This is a genomic window from Promicromonospora kroppenstedtii DSM 19349, assembly GCF_000515355.1.
Lineage (GTDB): Bacteria > Actinomycetota > Actinomycetes > Actinomycetales > Cellulomonadaceae > Promicromonospora > Promicromonospora kroppenstedtii.
This window is the reverse complement of the sequence record NZ_KI911762.1, coordinates 49,854-71,221: the sequence shown is the minus strand read 5'-3', so window position 1 is coordinate 71,221 and position 21,368 is coordinate 49,854. Positions and strand designations below refer to the sequence as shown.

Below are 21,368 nucleotides of genomic sequence, written 5' to 3'. Positions count from 1 at the left end.
CGGCCACCGTGGCGGCCGGCGGCGGGTCGCTCCTGGACTCGGCCACCGATGTCGTGTCCGACCTGGCCGACGACATCGAGGAGTCCGTGGGCGTTCGGACCGCGGCCGGTGTCGGCGGACTGCTCGCCGCGGGCCTGCTCGTACTGGTCGCCGTCAAGCGGCGCCGGGCGCGCAAGAGCCGCGAGCCGGGAGAGACCGTCGTCCTGCCCGGGCCGGAGACACCGGCGGGCGCGCTCGAGCGCGACCTGCACTCCGTCGAGGACCCGTTCGGGCGCGACCAGGTGGACCGCGCGCTGCGGAGCCTCGCGGTGTGGCACCGCGAACGCGGCCTGCCGCTGCCCGGCGTCCGCATCGCACGCCTGAAGAGCAACGAGTTCGTCGAGCTGTACCTCGACCGCGCCTCCGAGCTGCCCGAACCCTGGGCCAGCACCACCGACCGGTTCATCTGGCAGCTAGCGGCGGGTGACGCCGATGCGGCCGCCCAGGTCGGGTCGACGCGTCCCGCCGGACCCGAGGACGGCGAGGCGCCGTACCCGGCCCTCGTCACCGTCGGCCACGACGACGAGGACGCGCACCTCATGCTCGACCTCGAGAACCTCGCATGCCTCGACATCCGTGGCACCGACGTGGCCGCCCAGGCCACGCTCGCGGCGCTCGCGGTCGAGCTGGCCACGAGCCTGTGGGCGGACGACCTGCAGGTCACCGTCGTGGGCACGCTCGGCGAGCTGCCCGGCGTCGTCGACACGGGCCGCGTGCGGCACGTCGCCGGTCTCGCGGAGATCCTGCGCGAGCTCGAGGCGCGCGCAGCCGACGTCGACCGTACGCTTGCGCAGGTCGGAGCCGCTTCCGTGGCTGAAGCGCGAGGTCGTGGGCTGGCGACCGATGCCTGGACGCCCGAGATCCTGCTGGTCGGCGAGCGGCTCGGCCTGACCGATCGCGCCAGGCTGGAGACCCTCGTCGAGCGTGTGCCCGGCGTCGGGATCGCCGCGGTGACGTCCAGTGCGGAGGTGGGGGACTGGGTGCTCGACCTGACCGGTGACCTCACCAACGGCGACACCACCCGCGGCATCCTCATGCCGGCCTACATCGCGGTCCGGCCGCAGCAGCTCGACGCCGCGACCTATGCCCAGGCCCTGGCCCTCCTTGCCGAACCCGAGACCGCTCCCGGCCCCGAGTGGGGCCGTTCGATCGACCGCACCGAACCGACGCTCGAGGAGATCCCCGTGGAAGCTGTCCGCGCTGGTGCCGCGGATTCCGACGTCGCCGTCGGTGAGGCGGCGAGCCTTGCTCCGTCGCCGAACTATGCCGTGGGCACGGCGGGCGGCACGACGACGCACGGTGCGCAGCCCGAGAGCTTCTCGCCGTGGGCACGGGCCGCGGTCAGCGTGGCGACGCCGCCGCTGGGGACGCCCGTCGTCGGCGGGCCTGCTTCCGGGGCTGCCGAACCGGCGTCGGCCGAGGAGCCCGCCGCCGTCGAGCCGCCGATCGTGCGCGTGCTCGGTGACGTGGAGCTCGCCGGGGCCACGGGAGTGGAGCTGCCCTCCACGCACCAGCGGCAGGCCACGGAGCTGATCGCCTTCCTGGCGTTCAACCCGGGCTCGCGCGGTTCGGACATCTCCAAGGCGCTGTGGCCGTCGCGTGAGCCGAACCTGGCGACGCGGCGGTCCGCGGTCTCGCGTGCACGGCGCTGGCTGGGTACCGACGAGAACGGCTTCGAGTACCTGCCCCGCTACTGGTCCGCCGACGACGGTGGCCAGGCGGACCTCGAGTCGGCCGGCTACCGCCTGCGCGGTGTCGCAACCGACTGGCACAAGTTCTGCGACCTGGTCGGCCCGGACCTCACGCAGACACCGACGCCGGACCTGCTCGCTGCGCTCGACATGGTGCGGGGCAAGCCGTTCGAGGGCGTGCCGCTGCGCAAGTACGCCTGGGCCGAGCAGCTCATGCACACCATCTCGTCGGGCGTGGTGGACGTGTCCCACGAGGTGGCGCGTCGCGCGCTCCTGGCGGGCGACGTGGCGACAGCGCGGCACGCATCCCAGGTGGGACGGCTCGCCGACCCGGTGGACGAGCGGTCGTGGCGCAACGGGATCCGCGCGGAGATCGCCTCCGGTCGGCGCGACGCGGTGGGACGGCTGGTGGACCGGCTGCGCGATCACCTGGAGCAGCTCGCGATGGACCCCGAGCCGGACACCGAGGAGCTGCTGGCCCAGGTGGACGAGCAGGACCGGCGCCGGGAGCGGGCAGGGGGCTGAGGCCGCGGCGCACGTGGTTGCCGGCAGTGTCTGCTGGCCGCGACCACGTGCGCTCAGTCGAACCCGCCCGGGCCGGGGATCGGCGCCAGATCGATCGCGAAGCTCTCGGCGCCCTCGCCGGTGAGCTCCGCCAGGAGGGCGCGGATGGCGGCCTCTGCGTCGTCCAGGAGCACAGCGTGCACGACGGCGCCGGGGACGCCGACCGCGCGCAGGGTCCAGCGTCGCTCGCCGCGATACGCGACCACCGTGTACCTGTTCACGCCGGGCTCGCCGGAGGCCGCGTCGTTGGACGCTTCTGCTGAGGTGTCATGGCCACAAGCCTGTAGAGGAACGTGGCAATCCGCTACTTGAGCACCCTTACAGACACGTTATGACGTAGACGCCGCGCGAAAAATCCTGCTATCACGCTGTATTTCGATACCAAGGGCGGTGCTTTTCCTCAGAGTTATCCACAGGGCCCACTTTCCGGATCGCGAGTGCCCGGCTAGCGTCATTCTCGGCCGTTGCGGATACGCAACGGCGTGGTCCGAGGGGGCGGGGTGCGGGGATGAGCGGCAGGAACATGCGCGCGATCGGGTTGATCGTGACGGCCGGCTTGGTGCTGACGGCGTGCACCGGGTCGCCGGGGGAATCCGAGGCGTCGCCGTCCTCTGCTGATGACCCGACTCCGGTGGTGTCCGCGAGCCCGTCTCCGACGGTGCCGCCCAAGCCCGAGCGCCCGGAGGCGATGAACCGCGAGGACGCGGAGGGGGCTGCTGCTGCGGCGAAGTACTTCATCGAGCTCTACCCGTATGTGATGGCTACGGGGGATGTCGAGGAGTTCAAGGCGATGTCGCATAGGGCGTGCGGGTTCTGCGAGGAATTGACGACGCAGGCTTTGGCGATTCGTGATCAAGGTGAAATCTTCGTCGGTGGCGAGACATCGGTGCAGATCACCAAGGAATATCGGCGAGACGAAGTCACAGGAATCTACCCGTTCGATTCGAAGATTACGCAGGAGGCACAGACCATCACTGCTCCAGACGGCAGTGTCGTGCTCGACGCTGATCGTGAGGTACTCGAGCGGCGAATCGAAATGGGCCGCAGGGCTGGCGAATGGGTGATGGTGACAGTGGCACCAATTCCGGAACACAACGGATGAGGCCCGCTATCGTCCTCGGGCTGGCAGCATCGCTCGCGCTCACGCCGTCGCCAGGTGGCGAGCGTGTGACTCTCGGAGGCGCAACGGCCAATGAATCGGTCCATGTCGTCGCCGAGCAGTATTTGCAAGTACAGGTGCCCGCACACGTCGGCGGAAGCGTGGCGCGTGAAAATTCCATTGTGCGACTGCCGCCCGTACGCCAATGGCGGGTCACTCCCGCCATGTGCTACCTCCGCGATCTCGGCGGTGCGACCGTCCTTGCCGAGTCTTGTGACGAAGGTCATCAGCTGGCCTACGAGGGCATCGAGTGCGAGGGCGACGAACAACCCATCGGCGCCCTCTTCGAGCAGCGCAGGCAATTAGGTGGCTGGTCGAGCGCGGAACTAGTGGAAGACGAGTTCTGCCTGGCCGAACAGCGCCGGCAGATCGACATCCCAGCCGCAGCCGCTCGAGCATTCCAGGAGATGCAGATCGCGCCGTCAGAGGTGAACGTGCAGCCGCCCGACGGCTGGACGCTCGTCAACGTCGACACCATCGCCTTTACCGATCGGGAACCGCGAACAGTCAGCAGAGAACTGTTCGGCATTCCGGTCGAGATTCGGGCCGTCCCGAACAACTACTCCTGGGACTTTGGCGACGGCACCGCACTGTTGAGCACCCCCGACCCGGGCGCGCCGTATCCCAAGCACACGATCGCGCACGCCTACGCGATCCCGGGCACGGCGACCATCTCGCTCACCACCACATGGGGCGGCCAGTTCCGGCTGGCCGGGGAGCCCACCTGGCATGACGTGCCGGGCGAGGCGACCACGGTGTCGGCGTCGGGCAGCTTGGAGATCCTGGAGGCACGCGCCCGCCTGGTGGAAGACCTGTACGGCGGTTGAACCCGTGAGCAGGGCCTAAGTGGTCGCGTGCTTGGCGGCCGTGGCCTCGAAGCAGCTGTCGATCAAGGCTGTGAGTTCAAGTGGAAGGGGGAGCTCCGCCGCTTCCTCGGGGGACAGGTCATCGTAGAGAGCGACGGCAACGGGGCCCGCCATGTGGTCGGACGGGGCGTCGGTACAGAGCAGGATGCCGACACTAGGACTGTGGGTATCCGGTAGGCGAAGGAGATCGTCCACCAGCGCGACCGTGTACCGGGTGCGACCGATCAGTGCGGGATTGAAGCGCCCGACGTGTACCTGGACCGCGATGTAGCGCAGCTGAGTTACGTGGAAGAGGAGCAGGTCAACGGTGTAGTCGCGCTCGTCCTCCATCAGGCCCATGTGCCGGTCGGCGACGCAGATGTTGCGTGCTGGCACGGCGAGCTCCTCTTCGAGATGGTCCACGACGATGCCGGTGAAGGTGCGGCGGAGAGACTCGGTGATCTCGTCGATGACGTCCTCGAACCCTTCGGGTCCGGATTCGGTGCGCCGAAACATGTTCATTGCTCGCCGCTCCGCTGGGTGTGTGTCAGATGGGTCATGAGGCAAGCCTGTAGAGGGATTACAACATCCGCCACCCGAGTTGCATATACGCAACGAATCGCAAGGAGTGGCCATGTGCGCCTGACGGCGCATGGTGCCTACATGGTTGAGCCTTGCCCTGTGTTGGCGAGATGTTGTGAATTATCACGGAGGCGCCTTGCCGGGAAGACGGATGTAGCGCACCCTTGGCTACGGCCGTGTTCACTGAGTTCTGCCCGAAGTTGAGGGAGTCGCCGATGGTCTCGTCCGCCATCACGCCCAAGCGCACCATCGCCGTCCTCATCGGGGTCGCAGTCATAGCGGTGGCCGCATTCGCGGTCGTGCGGTCGGGGGTGTTCGAGCCAGAGACGGTCCAGGGTGCCATCCCGGGCCCGGGATCATCGTCCCCCTCGGCGTCGGCTCCCGCGAGCCCGTCCCCCTCCACGCCGCAGGCGCAGCCGTCCCCCTCGCCGACGACGCTGGAGCAGATCAAGGCCCAGAACATCGCCGACGCGAAGGCCCGTCTCGAGAAGTACTACGAGACGACGGCCCAGGTTGCCAACAACGGCTACAAGGATTGGGAGAGCAAGCTGCTCCCGTTCTGGGGGCACCCCGATATTCGGAGTTCCTTGCGCGGGGTCTATACGAACTACGCCGAAAAGGGCGACTACACGAGTGGTGCGGCCAGTGTGGAATCGCTTGATCTGACTGGTTACAGGCCGGATGATGCCGGATTCGAGACTGTCAACCTACGCGCGTGCATTGACTTTGGTGCCGTTGAGAATTTCTCGAAGGATGCTGAGCTAATTCCTCGCCAAGCAGGTGCACCGACGCGGTACCAGTTCGATTACACGATGCGGCACCAAGGGCAAGACAGCGTCTGGACGATCAATGAGCAAGTTCCTCATCCGGAGCAGGCATGCTGACCGCGCGAGGACCACAGGATCTCAGCCGATCCCTGCTGGCGCTTGGCCTGATCATGTTCACGGCTCTCGCCATGATTGTTCCGGCGGCAGGTGCCTCTGCAGATGTATGCATTCCCACTACCTTGCCGGATGGTGTCGTCATTCCATGTGAAGGCGGCGGCGACGATGGAGGTGGCGACGAGGATGATGGCGGGGGTAATCCAGGCGGAGGAGGCTCCCGGACGTGCGAGTACCTTGGCGATGAAATCTCGTGCTCGTCCGAATACGGCTCCTGGGATGGGGACTGTTACGTGCGGGCCGCTGCTCCGCAGCCACCCAAGGGTTCAGGCGCATGGGAGGGCAACGACGACGGCTACATTCTCGAATGCACCCCATATGCGTGCGCGCAGGCTGGTGGGGACCTGACCAACTGTCCCGGTCATTCCTTCTACTGGTCTCCTGATGCGCCTGCACCCGCCGGCCCCTCCGCCGAAGAACTCGCCCAACGAGCAGTAGCCGCGATGAACCTCAGCATGGGCCAGATCGGTTCCACCCCGCCGGCATCGACGGCCAACCAGAACCCCGTCGGCACCATCGGCCTGCCCATCTGGTTGTGGATCGCCAATCGCGCCGAGAATACGACCGGTCCGATCACGCGCACTGCGGGCGGCGGCGGACTGACTGTCACGGCCACCGGCACGCTCGACCGAGTCGAGTGGACCCTGACCGCAGCGAACGGCACCACGGTGGGCGCCATCTCGTGCGACGGAGCCAACGCACCGGGCACGCCCTACGACGGCCGCAACAGCGACGAGCCGTCGCCCACCTGCGGGTTCGGCGCTGACCTCAACTCCAGCCCGGGCAACCTGACCCTCACGGGTACGGCCTACTGGGTCGTGGAGTGGCAGAGCAGTGGCGGACAGACAGGTGAGATCCCGTTCACGTCGCAGCCGAACAGCTCGCAGATCCGGATCGGCGAGCTTCAGGCACTGCTGCGGGACTGAGCCGCACCAGCGCACCACCAGATCGACCGAGGGGCGGACCCAGATCGGGTCCGCCCCTGCTGTCTTCTCGACTCCAGGAACAGCTTGACCTATAACGCTCTATAGGTTGTGCCTTGGATGGTGTGCCGCCCTCCTTGACCCCGCAGCTCGCCGTCAGCGTCCCCGGTGAGGGGCTGTCGATCGGTGACGCCGCGGCCGCGGTCGGGCTGAGCGTGCAGACTCTGCGCTAGTACGAACGCGAGGAGCTGCTGCTCGACCCAACACCGCGCCGAAGCAACGCTCACCGGCACTTTCATCGCTATGAGCTCGACTGGCTGGCCGGCCTGGTCATGCAGCGCGAGACCGGAATACCGATCGCGCGTGTCCGCGACGTCGCCGCTCCTAGCCGGGGACCGGAGCGGGAGCGTCTTGCGGCCTTCGAGAACCATCGGGAAGCCGTCGTCGCGCAGTCGACGCGGGAGCGGGACGCGGGACTACGTGCAGGTCGTAGCGGAGGCGGATCGGTGACAGGTGTGGCAGGCGCCCACACCGCTCAGACGTGGACGCCGAATCGCTCGTATCGCACCGCGAGGAATTCTCGGTTTGGCCGGTCAGCGCGCCGCTGGGGCAGTCTGATCTGCCTCCCGTGCATCTCCTGCAGGCCATGCTTCAGCATCGGCCCGTCGATCTCGGCAAGCAATCGGTCCGAAATGCGAACCTCGAAGTCGGGCGTCACACCGAGCATGTTCTGGTCGTAGGCAGCATGGTGGATCTTGCACATCGCGAGCCCGTTGTTAACAGTCGGGGCTCCACGCTCGTCGGAGTCGGGAATGATGTGCGCTGCGTCCAGCAGGGAACCGTGCTTCAACTCGCACACCGTGCAGCGTGTCTCGTAGGCAACGATCACACGTGTGCGAAAGGCCGGCTGGTGCAGACGTTGCTTCGCCAGTCGGCGTGCGTAGTCGCGCTGCGGCTCGGGCATTGCCCGTACGTCGGGAACGAAGTTGAACGACTCATCGAGCGCGACGATGAACATGCGTTCCTCGGGGTAGTCCTCAACGACATAGACCGGAGCCACTGGGGTGTAGATGTTTGGCACCTCCTTGCGAAAGAGGATCAGAGGCACGCCGGTGGCCAGTGCGTTCCGCAGCTTCCGGTTGTCCCCAGACCACGGGTCCCCCTCTCTGTATGCATAGCGCAGCAGACCGTCCTCGGCTTCGACGTCGTCGTACGGGCCGTGAACCGCACTGACTATTGAGAGCGTCGACTCGAAGGATGCCGGGTTACGGATTCCGCGGGAGAAGTCGATGATTGGCAACTTTTGGTCGTCGATCTGGAAGCTCAAGAGCTCGGTGCGGTGGAGAAACCCACCGTTGGCTTCGGCGCGCTCCTGAACCCAGGAAATGATGCGCGTGCGCAGCGCTCGCTCGACCACAGATTCCATGACCACACCTCATCAGATTTCTTCGCTCTGCGGGAGCGATTGCTGGGGTGAGGACGAGTACGCGACACAACGTCGGGCGTGCCACAGGTGCCCGCGTTCCACCCAACCCGCATGCTGGACCACATGGCATCCACCAGCTCCGTCCTCCGCGGCATCGGCCAGGTCGCCCTCGGCGCCGCCCTCCTCACGGCCGGCATCGGCCACCTCACCAAGGCGCGCAAGGAGTTCCAGGCCCAGGTCCCGACCTGGTTCCCGGCCGACCCGGACGCCGTCGTGGTGGGGTCAGGGATCGTCGAGATCAGCCTTGGTACGGCGCTCGTGGCCACGTGGAAGCAGCCCGCCCGACGGCGGCTGGGCGCGTTGGCCGCCACGTTCTTCGTCGCCGTATTTCCCGGGAACATCGCGCAGCTGGTTGAGCGGCGCGACGCGTTCGGCCTGGACACGGACCGGAAGCGGGCGCTGCGCCTGCTGGGCCAGCCGGTCCTGGTCGCTTGGGCGCTCGCCTCGACGCGGTCCCGATCCGCCAAGGCCACGGCCAAAGCCAAGGCCAAGGACTGACGTCAGGCGTCCTGGAACACGCCCACGCTGCTCGCGAATTCCACCAGCTCGAACGTCGAGCCCGTGACGAGAGTGGCTCCTGCCGCTCGGGCGACGTCGGAGACCTGCTCGACGTTCCCGTACAGCACGAACGGGACGTGGGCGTCCGTCGCGCGGACCTTCGTCAGCAGGCGGAGTCCGGCGTCAGGCACGTCGATGCCGGACTCGTGCCGGCCCATGTCCGAGATCACCAGGCCGTAGCGGCGTGCCGTGAGCAGGCGCATCGCCTCGTCAGTGGTGCGCGCAGTGTCCACCTCGGCGCCTTCGCGTCGCCACGACTCCGCGAGCATCGCGTTGTTCTCGGGGTGGTCGTCGACCCACAGGATCGAGTGGGGCGGGGAACCCGGCAGTGCGCCCTGCGTGTCCGGCCGATCGAAGTCGATCAGCTCGTCGGCCGGATCAGCCTCGTGCTGCTCGCCTTCCGACCCGCCCCACGCGACCTCCGACCCGGCTCCCGCCGCGTCCGCCCAGCCGCCGGCCGCGCCCACCCCGACGTCGTCAAGCCGCTTGCGCAGCGCAGCCACCTCGCGCTGCAGGTCCGTGATCATGTCCGACTGCTGGTCCGTCGCCTGCTTGAGATTGAGCCGCTGCCCGCCGATCTCCAGCGTGACGTCGTCGGAGTTTCGCAGCTTCGACAGGAGCTGCCGTCCGAAGACCAGCAGCACGACGATCACGAGCAGGGGCCACAGCAGGCTGGCGACAGCCCCGATCAGGTCAGCGACAGGAGACACGGGAGAAAAGGTACAGGTCGGACGGTGGTGGGTCGTCAGCCCTCCAGCAGCCCCCGGATGTCGTCGGCACCCAGCGACCCCGCGAACGCGCCCGCGTCGTCGCTCAGCACGGCGTCGAACAGCCGGGCCTTGCGCTCCTTGAGCGCCATCACCTTGTCCTCGATCGTGTTCTCGGAGACCAACCGGAAGACCATCACGTTCTGGGTCTGCCCGATGCGGTGCGTCCGGTCGATCGCCTGCGCCTCCGTCGCCGGATTCCACCACGGGTCGAGCAGGTAGACGTAGTCGGCCTCGGTCAGGTTCAGCCCGAACCCGCCGGCCTTGAGGCTGATCAGGAACACCGGTGCCGTGCCGTCCTTGAACCGGCCGATCACCTCCGGTCGGCGCCGGGTCGAACCGTCCAGGTACTCGTACGGGATCCCGAGCTCCTGGCACACCTCCGCGGCCTTGGCCAGGAACGATGTGAACTGCGAGAACACCAGCGCGCGGTGCCCCTCGGCGGCTACCTCGGCCAGCTGCTCGGCCAGCAGGTTGAGCTTCGCCGAAGCGACACCCTCGTACTCCGCGTCCACCAGCGACGCGTCCAGCGCCATCCGGCGCAGCGTGGTCAGCGCGCGGAAGACCGCTACCCGGTTCTCGTCGAAGCTGTCCAGCAGACCCAGCAGCCGGGACCGCTCCCGCTGCAGGTGCGTGTCGTAGATCCGGCGGTGCCGGGGGTCCAGGGTCACGCGGAGCACCTGCTCCTGCCGCTCGGGCAGCTCAGGCGCCACCTGGCTCTTGGTCCGGCGCAGCATGAGGGGCTTGATCCGACGGCGGAGCCGGCCCAGGAGCGGGCCCGAGTCGCCCTCGCCGGCGACGGGCTTGACGTAGTCCTCCCTGAACTTGGTCGCCGACCCGTACAGCCCCGGCGCCACGATCGCGAGCATCGCCCACAGCTCCATGAGGTTGTTCTCCATGGGTGTACCCGTGATGGCCAGCTTGAACGGCGCCCTCAGCCGGCGGGCCGACTCGTTGGCCCGCGTCTGGTGGTTCTTCGCGAACTGCGCCTCGTCAAGGATCAGCCCGCTCCACCCGACGTCGGCGAACGCGTCGAAGTCCAGCCGGAAGATCGCGTACGACGTGACGACGAGGTCCGCCCCGGCGGCCAGTTCCGCCACCGACGTCCCGGCCTTGCGAGCCGTCGTCGGGAGCGTCACCACCTTCAGGTCCGGCGTGAATCGCGCGGCCTCCGCCGCCCAGTTGCTCACCACGGAGGCGGGCGCGACCACGAGGAACGGCGGCGAGCCCGGCGCGGCCTCCTGGCGGGCGTGGGCCACGAAGGCCAGGGTCTGCACGGTCTTGCCCAGCCCCATGTCGTCGGCGAGGATCCCACCCAGCCCGTGCCGCCACAGGAAGGTCAGCCACTCGAACCCGTGCTGCTGGTAGGGCCGCAGCTCCGCCTTCAGGCCCACGGGCGGGGGCAGTGTCTGCGGGCCGTCGGCGCCGCCGGCGGTGAGCGTGACCAGCTCGCTCACCGAGTGCCGCCACCGGTCGGACTGCTCGACGAAGTCGGCCACGTCCTCCAGCTCGGCCCAGAGGCTCGCGTTGAATCGGCTGACCCGCAGCTTGCCCGGCTGGTCCGAGAGTCGCTGCGCCTCTTCGATCAGGGCCCGGAGCTCCGCGAAGACCGGCAGGTCCGTGCGCAGCCAGCTGCCATCGGTGAGCATGAACCGCTTCTGGTTGCGGGCCAGCGCGTCGAACAGCGACCCGAAGGGGATCTCGCGCCCGTCGACAGCCACGGTGACGCCCAGCTCGAACCAGTCCATGTCGCCGCTGTCGGTGGCGCGCATGCTGACGACCGGCGTGGCCTCGAGCCCGCGGTACTCCGGCAGCTCCTCGCTCTCGACCCGGACGTCCGGCAGCGCCCGGAGGGCGGGCAGCGCCGTCGTGACCAGGTCCATCGCCCGCAGTCCGCGGTACACCTCGGGCGCCACCCGGAAGTGGCCGAACCCGGGCAGCTCGCGCACCGCGGCCACGGCGCGGCCCAGGGTCGTGGTCTCCGCCGCGAGGTCGCGCAGGTCCGCGCCCGGCTCCAGCGCCGTGGTCAGCGGGTACTCCTTGTCCGACGGCGGGTAGGCCCACCGCCACGTCACGTGGACCTCGGCCGCCGACACCGCCTCGACGGACGCGACGAGCTCCGGGCGGGGCAGGTCCGGCAGGTCGACGCCGGGCTCCGCGCGGACCCGGACCTCGCGACGCAGGAGCGGCAGGTAGTCCGCGAGGAACTCGTCGACCGCGTCGGCCGGGATGGCGACGTCGGACAGGTGTACCGCCGCGCGCTCCTGGTCGGTGAGCGGCGCCGCCGTCGGGCCCAGCGTGATGGTGCGGCCCTGGGCCGACTCCTCGACCGCGAACAGGCCGTGGTCACCGAGCGGTCCGACGGACGTCGCGGCCGTGACCACGCCGTCGAAGGCGACGGTCCGCTCCAGGCGCGCGCCGCCGTCGGGCAGGGAGAGGTCGAGCGAGACCGACGCCTCGTGGGCCAGCCGCACCGACTCCCGCCGGGACTTGCCGACCAGCTCGATCCCGAGCTCCGCGGCGTCGGTGAGATGGTGCCAGAAGGGTCGGGCGAGCACGTCGTCGAGGCTGATCCAGTCGCCGGTGCTGAGGTAGCCGTAGCCGCGCGGGCTCGTGGCGCGCAGGGCGTCGAGCGTGGTGAACCACTGCCGGACCGCGGGGTCGACCCCGCGGAGGAAGCCGTTGCGGATGTAGTTCCACGAGGCGTTGCCACCCACCCAGGCGCCCCGGTCGTTGCGCTGCACGGGCCGCATCGACAAGGCCAGGTTGTTCGCGGCGGCGGTGCCGTCGATCCGCAGCTGCAGCGCCAGCTCCGGCGCCTCGTCGGGCGCCGGCCCGGTCGGCGGAGCCGCGGGCGCCGTGGGTACGAGCTGCTGGACGACCGCCTTCCACTCCGGCACCTGCGGCGCGCGGTTCAGCGACGACGCGGGCCGCACCAGCGAGGCCAGCCCGTCCGTTCCCGACTCCAGCAGTGTCGCCGCCACGTGCTTGCAGGCGGACCTGACCGGGCACGTGCAGTCCGAGCCGACGACGACGGGTGGCCCCGGCGGGTCCTCCTGGAACTCGATGGAGCACGAGTAGGTGCTGCGGCCGCTGCCGCGCACCCACGAGATGAGGAGCATCTCGGCCGGGAGCCACTCCCACGAGATGACCCGGCCGTGCTGCTGGTACTCCTCCCCGCGCTGGTACGCGCCACTGCCCACCAGCAGCTTGATGGCCGCGGGGTGGATACGCGGGGCGGGGATCGGCGGGGGCACCCGTCCATGGTTCCACGCCGGCCGGCCGGCACCGCCGAGTTATCCACAGCGTGCCGCGCATCACACGGAGTGTCAGTGGCCTCTGAAAGGGTGTCCGCATGACTCCGTTGCCCGATGCCGGCCGCCGGCCCGCTGCGCTCAGCATCCTCGCCCTCGCCCTCGCGGCGTGGACGGCGGTGCCGCAGCGCCTGCTGCTTCCCAGGAGCGAGCTCGACCTGGGGTTCACCACGAACAACGTGATCTACGTGGTGGAGAACGCGGCGACAGCGGGAACCGTGCTGCTCGCCGTGGGAGCGGCCGCGCTCCGGGCCCGGCGGCTCCTGGTCGCGGCCGTCGCCGTGGTCGGCGTGCACCTGCTGGTCCAGGCCGGCACAGCCGTGGTGCAGCTCGCGCTCGGTGCCCAGCCCGGCCTGCTCCTGGGCACCCTTGCCGAGATCCTCGTGCTGGCCGTCGTGGGGACCGGCGTCCTGCTCGCGCTGCTCCTGGACCATCCCCGGACGGCGCGGCGGGCCGGCCTGGTCGTCGTCCTGGTCGGCGCGGTCATCCACACCCTGTGGACGAGTGTGCTGCTCCCGGTCGTCTCGATGCTGTCGTTCGGGGGAGTGCCGACAGGGCTGATCGGGTCATTGCTGCTGAGCACGGCGCTGGGGCTGCTCGTCGTGGCGGCCGCCGCGCTGTGCGGCTGGGCGGCACCCGTGACGCGGCGGATCGGGGCGCTGTTCGCGGCCGTCGTCGCGGTGCTCGGCCTCCTGGCCGCGGCCGGCTCGTTCGGCGTACTCGGCGCTGGGTACGCGGTGACGCAGATCCTGCAGGGGCTGCTGATGCTGACTGCCGTGCCGTTCGCCCTCGTCGCGGCCCGGCGCCCTGCGGTGGCCGTTACCCCTGATCCGGCCACCGTCGAGGCTTGAGAGAACTGCTATCTCGCGGAGGTGGCCCGAATCTCTTCCAGTGCCACGACCTCGAGGATCTGCTTGACGATGATCGGGCCGACCGACTCCCAGGAGAGCATCTCGGCGATCACCATGTACGAGAGGTCATCCCCGGTGAAGCAGCCGCCACGGTGCAGAGCGTTGAGCAGGCGGTGCTTGGGCCAGGTGAGTTCGTCGAGCCGCTCGACCCGCCGCACTGCGGGGTAGAGACGGCCGACGGGAAGGGGCTTGAGCCGCGTCACTGCGGCGTCGGCCAGGCGTGCGACGCCTACGTCGGTCTTGTTGTCGACCTTACCGACGTACCAGGCGTCGTCTTCGGCCATGACCTCGCGGAACCAGGGGAATACCTCACCCCAGGTTGGCGTCGGGGTGACGGCGGGTGCGTCGGACATGAACGGGAGCCTCCAGTCCCTGTAGGTAACTAGTCTCAATCCTTGCACCGTTCGACCGGCAAAACAGGCATGTTCGCCTCAAAAGACCGGACCTCATCCACAAATTCACCCGCTTACCGGTTGCCGCACCAGCGCAGCCGTGCGAGTGCCGCGGAGGCCGAACAGCAGGGCGGCCAGGACATACCCGAGGGAGAGGGCGGCGAAGAGGCCGGGCGACCAGCCGGCGTCCGGCACGAGGAACGCCGCGAGGGCCGCCGCGCCGACGAACGCGGCGTTGTAGAGCACGTCGTAGAAGGCGAAGGCGCGGCCGCGGTACGCGTCCTCGGAGTCACGCTGCACGATGGTGTCGACGGCGATCTTGGCGCCCTGCGCCGCGAGGCCGAGCAGCCCGGCGGCGGTGACCACGGCGGCGAAGCCGGGCTCGGGCACGAGGATCAGCTGCGACACCCCCGCCACCAGGAGCATCACGGCGATCCAGGTCTGCGGGGCCATGCGCCGCGCCAGCACCGCGGTGAGCAGGATCGCGAGCCCGCCGCCCACACCGGTCGCCGCGATGACCGTGGCGAACATCGCGAGGCCCGCGGTCGGGTCGCCTGGATCGGCCAGCAGGTTGCGCGACATCAGGATCGACGCGATGAAGACGACCCCGTACAGGAAGCGGTGCAACGCCATGACCAGCAGGGCCTGGCCCGGCGTGCGGCGCGCGGCAAGGTAGCGCGCACCGTCCACCAGGCCGCGGACGACCACGGCCAGCTCGTTGCGGATGGAGCCGACGGCGGGCTCCAGCGGACCCAGCAGCGTGCGCGACATCCGCAGCCCCAGCAGCGAGGCGCAGCCCATCACGACGCTCGCGCAGGCCAGCGCTGTGGCGTCGTGGACCCGGCCCGACGGCATCGCGAGGCTCAGCACGAAGCTCAGTCCGCCCCCGAGGAACGCCGCACCCGCGCCGAGCGTCGGTGTCAGCGCGTTGGCCGTGAGCAGCAGGTCGCCCTGGACCACGCGCGGCAGGCCCGCCGAGAGGCCGGCGAGCAGGAAGCGGTTGACGCTGAGGGCCGCGAGACCCAGCACGTAGATCGCGGGCGTGACGCCCTGGGCGAGCATGAGCACCGCCATCGTGCCGGTGATCAGCACGCGCACCGCGTTGCCGTACACCAGCACCTGACGCCGCTGCCACCTGTCCAGGAACACGCCGGCGAACGGGCCCACGATGGTGAACGGTGCCAGCATCAGCGCGAACGCTCCGGCGATCGCTGCCGCCGAACCCTGCGACTCGGGGCTGAAGAACAACAGGTTGGCGAGGCCCACCTGGAACATGCCGTCGCCCGCCTGGGACACGAGCCGCACCGCGAACAGCTTGCGGAATCCGGGAAGGCGCAGCAGAGCGCGTAGCTCGGCAAGGACGGTCACGCCGTCGAGCCTAGCCGCGCACGCCGCTCGCCACTCGGGCTCGAGCGCCCGGAAGTTCACTTGCGCGACACCCCTGGGCCAGCCCAAAGTTCTCCCACCGACACCGGCTCGCGCGACGGTGCCGAGCGTGTCCCCTCACCGCCGCCATGCGGCCTTCATCGCTTCCGGCGCGGTTCTCGCGCTCGGCCTGAGCACGCTTCCGGCGATCGCCGCCGGCCACCACGCCCCGACCGGATCAACCGCGTCCACCGGGTCGTTCGGCGCGACCAGCGCACGCGAGACGTTTCACCGCCTTGCCACCTACCCCGTCTTCGAGAACGTCCCCGCGGGTACCGACCCCGCCGACCCGACCGTCGCCGAGATCTCCGCGGTCAGCGAGGACGGCCGGACCCTCGTCCACACCGACGCCGCCGCCCGGCGCATCGGCTTCGTCGACATCAGCGACCCGGCCGAACCCAGGGGCCTTGGCACGCTGTCGCTCGCCGAGCTCGGCTCGGAGCACGACGAGCCGACGTCGGTCGCCGTCGTCGGCGACCACGTGCTCGTCGTCGTCGACAGCTCGACGTCGTTCACCGCGCCGTCCGGCCGCCTCGACGTCGTCGACCTCGCGACCCGGACCCTCGTGCGGTCCATCGACCTGGGCGGGCAGCCCGACTCGATCGCCGTCACGCACGACGGAGCACACGCCGTCATCGCGATGGAGAACCAGCGCGACGAGGACGCACCGGCCGACACCGGCGAGGGCGAGGAGGGCGACCTCCCGCAGGCACCCGCCGGGTTCCTGCAGTTCGTCGACCTCCCCGGCACCGACCCCGCGGCCTGGCAGGTGCGCCCCGTCGCGCTCGACGAGGCGGCGCTCGCGGCTGCAGGCCTGGACACCCCGCAGGACCCGGAGCCCGAGTACGTCTCGATCAACCCGTCCGACACCAAGGTCGCGGTGACGCTGCAGGAGAACAACGGCGTCGCCGTGCTCGACGTCGACTCCGGCGAGCTCGAGAACGTGTTCTCCGCCGGCTCGGTCGCACTGGAGGGCGTCGACGCCGAGGACGACGGTGCGATCGACCAGACCGGCTCCGTCGAGGCAGCCCCGCGCGAGCCCGACGCGATCGGCTGGATCGACGACGAGCATGTCGCCACCGCGAACGAGGGCGACTGGAAGGGCGGCACGCGCGGCTGGTCGGTCTTCGAGGCCACGACCGGCGACGTCGTCTGGGACGCGGGCTCCTCGGTCGAGGAGCTCGCCGTCCGCGTCGGCCTGCACAACGAGGACCGCGCCGGCAAGAAGGGCGTGGAGATGGAGGGCCTCGCCGTCGCGACCCTCGACGGCGTCCACTACGCGTTCGTCGGCTCCGAGCGGTCCAACTTCGTGGCCGTCTACGACGTCTCGCGCCCGGCCGAGCCGCGGTTCGTGCAGGTGCTGGCCACGACGAACGGTCCGGAGGGGATCCTGCCGGTCCCGTCGCGGAACCTGCTCGTCGTCTCCTCCGAGGAGGACGCGGCCGAGGACGGCGTCCGCGCGTCGGTCTCGGTATTCGGCAAGGGGCATCGCTATGCGCGTGATGCGGCCACGCCGGCCTTCCCATCCATCGTCTCGGCCGACGCCAGGACCTCCGCCGGTACGAAGAAGCCGATCGGCTGGACCGCCCTCGGCGCGCTCTCGGCCGACCCGTCCGACCGCGACCGCCTGTGGACCGTGACCGACGCCGCGAAGTCGCCCACGTCGATCCTCTCCGTCTCGACCGCCGACACGCGCGGCTCGAGGAACGGCCCCGCGGTGATCGACCGTGAGATCGTCGTGACGGAGGCCGGCGAGCCGGTCGGCCTGGACGCCGAGGGCATCTGGGCGCGGCCGTCGGTCCGCGGCAAGGCGGGCGGGTTCTGGCTCGGTGTCGAGGGCGCGACCGGCCCGGAGAACGCCCTGGTGCGTGTCTCGGCCTCGGGCCGCGTGCAGGAGCGCATCAGCCTGCCCGACGACGTCGCCGCGGGCCTCGGCAAGTGGGGCATCGAGGGTGTGACGGGCATCGTGGACCGTGACGGCGAGCACCTGTTCGTCGCGCTTCAGCGAGGCCTGACCAGCGACGACGGCGTGGGAGGCTACGCGCGCATCGGCCGCTACGACGTCGCGACGGGGGAGTGGACCTGGTTCGGCTACGAGCTGTCGGAGCCCACCGCCGACGGCGACTGGGTCGGCTTGTCCGAGGTGACGGTCGTGGACCGCGACACCCTCGCCGTGATCGAGCGGGACAAGCTCAACGGCCCCGCGGCGAAGCTCAAGGCCGTGTACACGGTGGACCTGCCGAAGCGGGACCCGCGACCGGGCACGGTCCCGGTGCTGCGCAAGAAGCTCGCTGTCGACGTGCTGCCCGTGCTCCGTGCCACGAACGGCTGGACGCAGGAGAAGCTCGAGGGCCTCACGATCGGCGGCGACGGCCGCGTGTACGCGATCACCGACAACGACGGCGTCAAGGACGCGACCGGCGAGACGGTGTTCCTCGACCTGGGCAGCGCCCGCAAGATCTTCCGCTGAGTGCTCACCCGGCGGTCGAGCTCGTCGAGACCTGGGGGTCTCGGCGAGCTCGACCGCCTGGAACCATCGGGAATCGCCGGATCAGCCCCGGGCGCCCACGTGGATCGCCAGCGCCCCGTACGCCGGCACCGAGGCCGTGAACCAGCCGCCCGAGTCCACGGTCCGCTTCACGGAGCAGTCCGCGGCGGCGACGACGTCGCAGTACGTGCCGGCGGGGAGCGACGTCTGGAACGAGCGCTGCACGGCCGACGCAGTGTTGTTCAGCACCACGTAACCCTTGGCGCCGCGGCCGTAGGAGACCAGGTTGCCGCCGTCGTCCCACCAGTTGGTGACCTCGGTGCCGGCCACCTCGTTGTGGAAGCCGACCATGCCACGGATCTCGGTCCAGCGCTGCGTGCAGGTCCACCTGCCCGCGCCGCAGGTCGCGTCCGGGACCGTGGTCTCGGTGGCGCCGGGCGCGCCGGCGTCGTTGTTCGAGAACTCGTAGCCCGAGTACACCGACGGTGAGCCGTACGGCCACGACAGCAGGAACGTGTTGGCCAGGACGTACTTGGCGCCCCACTTGTAGTTCATCGACTCGCCGTTGCGCTCCGTGTCGTGGTTGTCCACGAACACACCAGCCCGGTCGTAGGGCAGCTTGCCGTCGCCGATGAACCGCAGGTTCTTGATCTGCCCGTCGAAGTCACGCTTGAGCTGGCGCGCGTAGTCGAACTCGTGCGAGTCGCCGCTGCCCAGGTACTCGGACGGCTGGATCGGCTCGCCCGAGGCCCCGATCACCTCGTGCACCCAGAACACGTTCGGGTTGTTCATCCGCGCCTTGATCGCTTCCAGGTCCGACGCCGGGATGTGCTTCGCGGCGTCGATCCGGAACCCGTCGACGCCGAGGGACACCAGGTCGTCGAAGTACGCGGCGAGCCGGCCGCGCACGTAGTCCGAGCCGGTGCGCAGGTCCTGCAGCGAGACCAGGCGGCAGTTCTGCACCTGGTAGCGGTCTCCGTAGTCCGAGATGTTGCTGCGGCAGTCGTTGAAGTCAGCGGCGCTGTACGTCCCGGCGAAGTTGTCGTCCGAGAACTGCGTGCCGGCGATACCCGTCCCGGACTGGCCGGCGCCCGCCATGTGGTTCACGACGGCGTCGGCGATCACGCCCACCCCCGCGGCGTCGCAGGCGGCGACCATGTTCGCGAACTCAGCCCGCGTGCCCAGCTTGGACTCGATCCGGTAGCTCACGGGCTGGTACGACGTCCACCACTGTGAGCCGCGGATGTGCTCCATCGGTGGCGAGACCTGCACGTAGCCGAAGCCGGCCGGGCCGACGACGTCGGCGCACTCCGCGGCGACGGAGTCCCAGGTCCACTGGAACAGGTTGAGGATGACGTCCCCCTCGCCGTGCTCGGGGGTCGCCGCCCGCGCCGGCTCGGCGGTGGGAGTGGCGGCGGTTGCGACCAGGCCCAGCGTGAGAGCGGTCGCGAACGTCGTCAGGGTGGCTAGCAGGCGGCGGGGCACGTTCGGATGGCGCGTCATGGCGGCTCCTTGCGGCGTCGTCCCGGCGTCGGCCCGTGCGGCATTGCACGGTCGTTTCCGGATCTTGCTGCAAGCCTTGCAGAAACGTACGCCGACACGCCAGAGGCCCGGGTGAAAAACCCGGGCCTCTGGCGTGTCGGCGGTCTGCCGAAGGAGATCAGTCGTCGTTGGGCATCAGGATCCAGAACGCGATGTACGCGAGGAACTGCGGTCCGGGAATGAAGATCGACGCGACGGCGAGGACCCGGACGAGCGTCGGGTCCCAGCCGAATCGGCGGGCGATACCGGCGCAGACACCGGCGATCATGCGCCCCTGGCGCGGACGGGAAAGTGTCTGTGTGCTCATGTCATCGACGCTACGACTGCCGCGAGCCGTCGGGTATCCGGTGACCCCCGGGCCCGGCCCTGAACCTGCCCTGACGACCGTCGGGGTGGGGTGAGAGCCGAGTACCAGGGGGTCAGGCGGCCGGGCGCTCGTTCGGGATGGCAACCCAGCAGATGAGGTAGGCCAGCACCTGCGGGCCGGGGATGAGGATCGACGCGACGGTGACGACCCGCACGACAGTGGGGCTCCAGCCGAATCGGCGGGCGATCCCGGCGCAGACACCGCCGATGATGCGCCCCTGGCGCGGACGGGAAAGGGTGTTTGTGCTCATGTCCTCGACGCTACGTGCGTGGCTGCCCGGGCGACATCCGGGCTCACCCGGATCTTGCCCTGAGCGACGCCTGGATTCCCCTCACCACCCGCCCGGCGCCAGCACCTTCCTGATCCGCTTCTCGCTGACCGGCCCGTCCGTGCCGAGCTGCTGCGCGAACAGCGAGACGCGCAGCTCCTCCAGCATCCAGCGCACCTCGGCCAGCTCGGCGGCGCGGGCGGCGTCCGGCGACCCCGCCGCGTACGTCGCCTGCGCCTTCTCGTACGCCGACGTCACGTCGCCGATCCGCCAGGCGAGGTCCGCGTCGCGCCCGGGGTTCTCCGCGGCCTTGGTCAGACGGTGGGAGTCCGCGCGCAGGTAGCGCGCCAGGTGCGGCAGGCGCCGCGGCGGCGTCGCCGACACGAACCCGTCGTGGACCAGGCCGGCGCGGTGCTCGCGGATGTCCTGCAGTGTGTTGAGCAGCGCGAGGCTGCCCGACCCGCGAACCTCCGCCTCCAGGGTCCGGCTCGCCGACAGCGCGGCGACGACGTGCCCGACGACCCGGTGCACCTCGTCCTCCAGGTGCTTGCGGACGAACGCGAGCGCGTCCGCGTAATCCGAGGCCGACCGCACCGTCGCCGCGTCCGGCCCGCCCGGCGGCGTGTCGTACCGCGCTTCGTCGGCCGGCGACGTCAGCGAGACGACGGCCGCGAGCTGCAGGTCCGCCACGAGCGCCTCCGTGCTGGGGTACGGCGACGCCGCGAGCGTGAGCGACTGCGTGCCGGTCCACCGCGACGTGATCCGCCCGGTCCCGAGCGCCGTCTCCGACAACAGCAGGCGGCGCACGCCCGCGGCGTGCGCGGCGGCCTGGGCGGTCTCGTCCGCCAGGACGCGCAGCGCGACGCCGACGGTCCGTGCCTGCCCCTTCACCTTCGGGGCGGTCTCCTCGACGAGCGCGGGGAAGCCCCGCACCACGACCCCGGCACCCACGTCGGTCGACACCGACTCCGGCAGCATCCCGCCGTCGGGCAGCCCGGCGGGCCATCCGGTCAGTCCGGTCTGTTCCCCGACGACGGCGCCGGAGCTCGTGCCGCTCCCGGTCGAGGCCGCGCGTGCACCCACCGCGGCCGGGGACGCGGAGCCCG

Annotated in this window: 19 protein-coding genes; 8 read left to right on the top strand and 11 right to left on the bottom strand. The window is 69.9% G+C overall.

Going from position 1 to position 21,368, the window contains the following annotated elements; all coding sequences use genetic code 11:
* Positions 1–2,255, top strand: a 2,255-nt coding sequence (locus PROKR_RS29175) for a bacterial transcriptional activator domain-containing protein (protein WP_036971095.1), incomplete at its 5' end; no start/stop codon positions are given.
* A gap of 53 nt (positions 2,256–2,308) precedes the next feature.
* On the opposite strand, the gene PROKR_RS29170 is transcribed toward PROKR_RS29175, so the two are convergent.
* Complete coding sequence (locus PROKR_RS29170; protein ID WP_036971093.1) at positions 2,309–2,515, bottom strand: hypothetical protein; 207 nt, start codon at positions 2,513–2,515, stop codon at positions 2,309–2,311.
* Positions 2,516–2,802: 287 nt separating this feature from the next.
* Between PROKR_RS29170 and PROKR_RS29165 the strand changes: the two genes are divergently transcribed.
* Together PROKR_RS29165 and PROKR_RS31155 are read left to right on the top strand one after the other, a co-directional pair.
* Positions 2,803–3,396, top strand: a complete 594-nt coding sequence (locus PROKR_RS29165; RefSeq protein WP_157602850.1) for a DUF6318 family protein — start codon at positions 2,803–2,805, stop codon at positions 3,394–3,396.
* Positions 3,393–4,280, top strand: a complete 888-nt coding sequence (locus PROKR_RS31155) for a hypothetical protein (RefSeq protein ID WP_157602848.1) — start codon at positions 3,393–3,395, stop codon at positions 4,278–4,280. Before PROKR_RS29165 ends, PROKR_RS31155 begins: the two co-directional genes overlap by 4 nt.
* A gap of 15 nt (positions 4,281–4,295) precedes the next feature.
* Here PROKR_RS31155 and PROKR_RS29155 read toward each other — a convergent pair whose 3' ends face one another.
* Positions 4,296–4,820, bottom strand: a complete 525-nt coding sequence (locus PROKR_RS29155; protein ID WP_051433483.1) for a PDDEXK nuclease domain-containing protein — start codon at positions 4,818–4,820, stop codon at positions 4,296–4,298.
* Positions 4,821–5,056: 236 nt separating this feature from the next.
* On the opposite strand from PROKR_RS29155, the gene PROKR_RS29150 reads away from it, so the two are divergent.
* On the top strand, positions 5,057–5,764 hold the full coding sequence (locus PROKR_RS29150; RefSeq protein ID WP_036971089.1) for a hypothetical protein: 708 nt from the start codon (positions 5,057–5,059) through the stop codon (positions 5,762–5,764).
* Positions 5,758–6,747: a hypothetical protein gene (locus PROKR_RS33210; protein ID WP_157602846.1), complete on the top strand. Its 990-nt coding sequence runs from the start codon at positions 5,758–5,760 to the stop codon at positions 6,745–6,747. Before PROKR_RS29150 ends, PROKR_RS33210 begins: the two co-directional genes overlap by 7 nt.
* A 532-nt stretch (positions 6,748–7,279) precedes the next feature.
* Here PROKR_RS33210 and PROKR_RS29135 read toward each other — a convergent pair.
* Positions 7,280–8,170 (bottom strand): HNH endonuclease, encoded by an 891-nt coding sequence (locus tag PROKR_RS29135; RefSeq protein ID WP_036971168.1) that lies wholly within the window; start codon positions 8,168–8,170, stop codon positions 7,280–7,282.
* 123 nt (positions 8,171–8,293) lie between these two features.
* On the opposite strand from PROKR_RS29135, the gene PROKR_RS29130 reads away from it, so the two are divergent.
* The gene (locus PROKR_RS29130) at positions 8,294–8,728 is read left to right on the top strand and encodes a DoxX family protein (protein WP_036971165.1); all 435 of its coding nucleotides are present in this window, start codon (positions 8,294–8,296) and stop codon (positions 8,726–8,728) included.
* A gap of 2 nt (positions 8,729–8,730) precedes the next feature.
* On the opposite strand, the gene PROKR_RS29125 is transcribed toward PROKR_RS29130, so the two are convergent.
* Together PROKR_RS29125 and PROKR_RS29120 are read right to left on the bottom strand one after the other, a co-directional pair.
* Positions 8,731–9,498, bottom strand: a complete 768-nt coding sequence (locus PROKR_RS29125; RefSeq protein ID WP_036971083.1) for a response regulator — start codon at positions 9,496–9,498, stop codon at positions 8,731–8,733.
* Between the two features lie 35 nt (positions 9,499–9,533).
* Positions 9,534–12,812 carry a DEAD/DEAH box helicase gene (locus PROKR_RS29120; RefSeq protein WP_051433480.1) on the bottom strand — a complete coding sequence of 1,093 codons (3,279 nt, stop codon included), beginning with the start codon at positions 12,810–12,812 and terminating at the stop codon, positions 9,534–9,536.
* Between the two features lie 98 nt (positions 12,813–12,910).
* Between PROKR_RS29120 and PROKR_RS29115 the strand changes: the two genes are divergently transcribed.
* On the top strand, positions 12,911–13,720 hold the full coding sequence (locus PROKR_RS29115; protein ID WP_036971081.1) for a hypothetical protein: 810 nt from the start codon (positions 12,911–12,913) through the stop codon (positions 13,718–13,720).
* 8 nt (positions 13,721–13,728) lie between these two features.
* On the opposite strand, the gene PROKR_RS29110 is transcribed toward PROKR_RS29115, so the two are convergent.
* Both PROKR_RS29110 and PROKR_RS29105 read right to left on the bottom strand, forming a co-directional pair.
* Positions 13,729–14,133 (bottom strand): hypothetical protein, encoded by a 405-nt coding sequence (locus PROKR_RS29110; protein ID WP_036971076.1) that lies wholly within the window; start codon positions 14,131–14,133, stop codon positions 13,729–13,731.
* A 105-nt stretch (positions 14,134–14,238) separates the two neighbouring features.
* Positions 14,239–15,540 (bottom strand): MFS transporter, encoded by a 1,302-nt coding sequence (locus tag PROKR_RS29105; RefSeq protein ID WP_036971074.1) that lies wholly within the window; start codon positions 15,538–15,540, stop codon positions 14,239–14,241.
* Positions 15,541–15,667: 127 nt separating this feature from the next.
* On the opposite strand from PROKR_RS29105, the gene PROKR_RS29100 reads away from it, so the two are divergent.
* A complete protein-coding gene (locus tag PROKR_RS29100; protein ID WP_245606018.1) occupies positions 15,668–18,067 on the top strand; it encodes an esterase-like activity of phytase family protein in 2,400 nt (799 codons plus the stop codon).
* Positions 18,068–18,148: 81 nt separating this feature from the next.
* On the opposite strand, the gene PROKR_RS29095 is transcribed toward PROKR_RS29100, so the two are convergent.
* The 4 genes from PROKR_RS29095 to PROKR_RS29080 form a co-directional block, all read right to left on the bottom strand.
* Positions 18,149–19,588: an alpha-amylase gene (locus PROKR_RS29095; RefSeq protein WP_036971068.1), complete on the bottom strand. Its 1,440-nt coding sequence runs from the start codon at positions 19,586–19,588 to the stop codon at positions 18,149–18,151.
* Between the two features lie 157 nt (positions 19,589–19,745).
* Entirely contained in the window at positions 19,746–19,934 is a 189-nt protein-coding gene (locus tag PROKR_RS29090; RefSeq protein WP_051433479.1) for a PspC domain-containing protein, read from the bottom strand.
* A 112-nt stretch (positions 19,935–20,046) separates the two neighbouring features.
* Positions 20,047–20,244, bottom strand: a complete 198-nt coding sequence (locus PROKR_RS29085) for a PspC domain-containing protein (protein WP_051433478.1) — start codon at positions 20,242–20,244, stop codon at positions 20,047–20,049.
* Between the two features lie 81 nt (positions 20,245–20,325).
* The coding region (locus tag PROKR_RS29080) for a DUF3418 domain-containing protein (RefSeq protein ID WP_036971063.1) at positions 20,326–21,368 on the bottom strand (1,043 nt) is incomplete at its 5' end.

Excerpts from the sequence above, each read along its gene's own strand:
- PROKR_RS29165 (WP_157602850.1), top strand. The coding sequence starts at position 2,803 with ATGAGCGGCAGGAACATGCGCGCGATCGGGTTGATCGTGACGGCCGGC.
- PROKR_RS31155 (WP_157602848.1), top strand. The coding sequence starts at position 3,393 with ATGAGGCCCGCTATCGTCCTCGGGCTGGCAGCATCGCTCGCGCTCACG.
- PROKR_RS29155 (WP_051433483.1), bottom strand. The coding sequence starts at position 4,820 with ATGAACATGTTTCGGCGCACCGAATCCGGACCCGAAGGGTTCGAGGAC.
- PROKR_RS33210 (WP_157602846.1), top strand. The coding sequence starts at position 5,758 with ATGCTGACCGCGCGAGGACCACAGGATCTCAGCCGATCCCTGCTGGCG.
- PROKR_RS29135 (WP_036971168.1), bottom strand. The coding sequence starts at position 8,170 with ATGGAATCTGTGGTCGAGCGAGCGCTGCGCACGCGCATCATTTCCTGG.
- PROKR_RS29130 (WP_036971165.1), top strand. The coding sequence starts at position 8,294 with ATGGCATCCACCAGCTCCGTCCTCCGCGGCATCGGCCAGGTCGCCCTC.
- PROKR_RS29115 (WP_036971081.1), top strand. The coding sequence starts at position 12,911 with ATGACTCCGTTGCCCGATGCCGGCCGCCGGCCCGCTGCGCTCAGCATC.
- PROKR_RS29110 (WP_036971076.1), bottom strand. The coding sequence starts at position 14,133 with ATGTCCGACGCACCCGCCGTCACCCCGACGCCAACCTGGGGTGAGGTA.
- PROKR_RS29095 (WP_036971068.1), bottom strand. The coding sequence starts at position 19,588 with ATGACGCGCCATCCGAACGTGCCCCGCCGCCTGCTAGCCACCCTGACG.
- PROKR_RS29090 (WP_051433479.1), bottom strand. The coding sequence starts at position 19,934 with ATGAGCACACAGACACTTTCCCGTCCGCGCCAGGGGCGCATGATCGCC.
- PROKR_RS29085 (WP_051433478.1), bottom strand. The coding sequence starts at position 20,244 with ATGAGCACAAACACCCTTTCCCGTCCGCGCCAGGGGCGCATCATCGGC.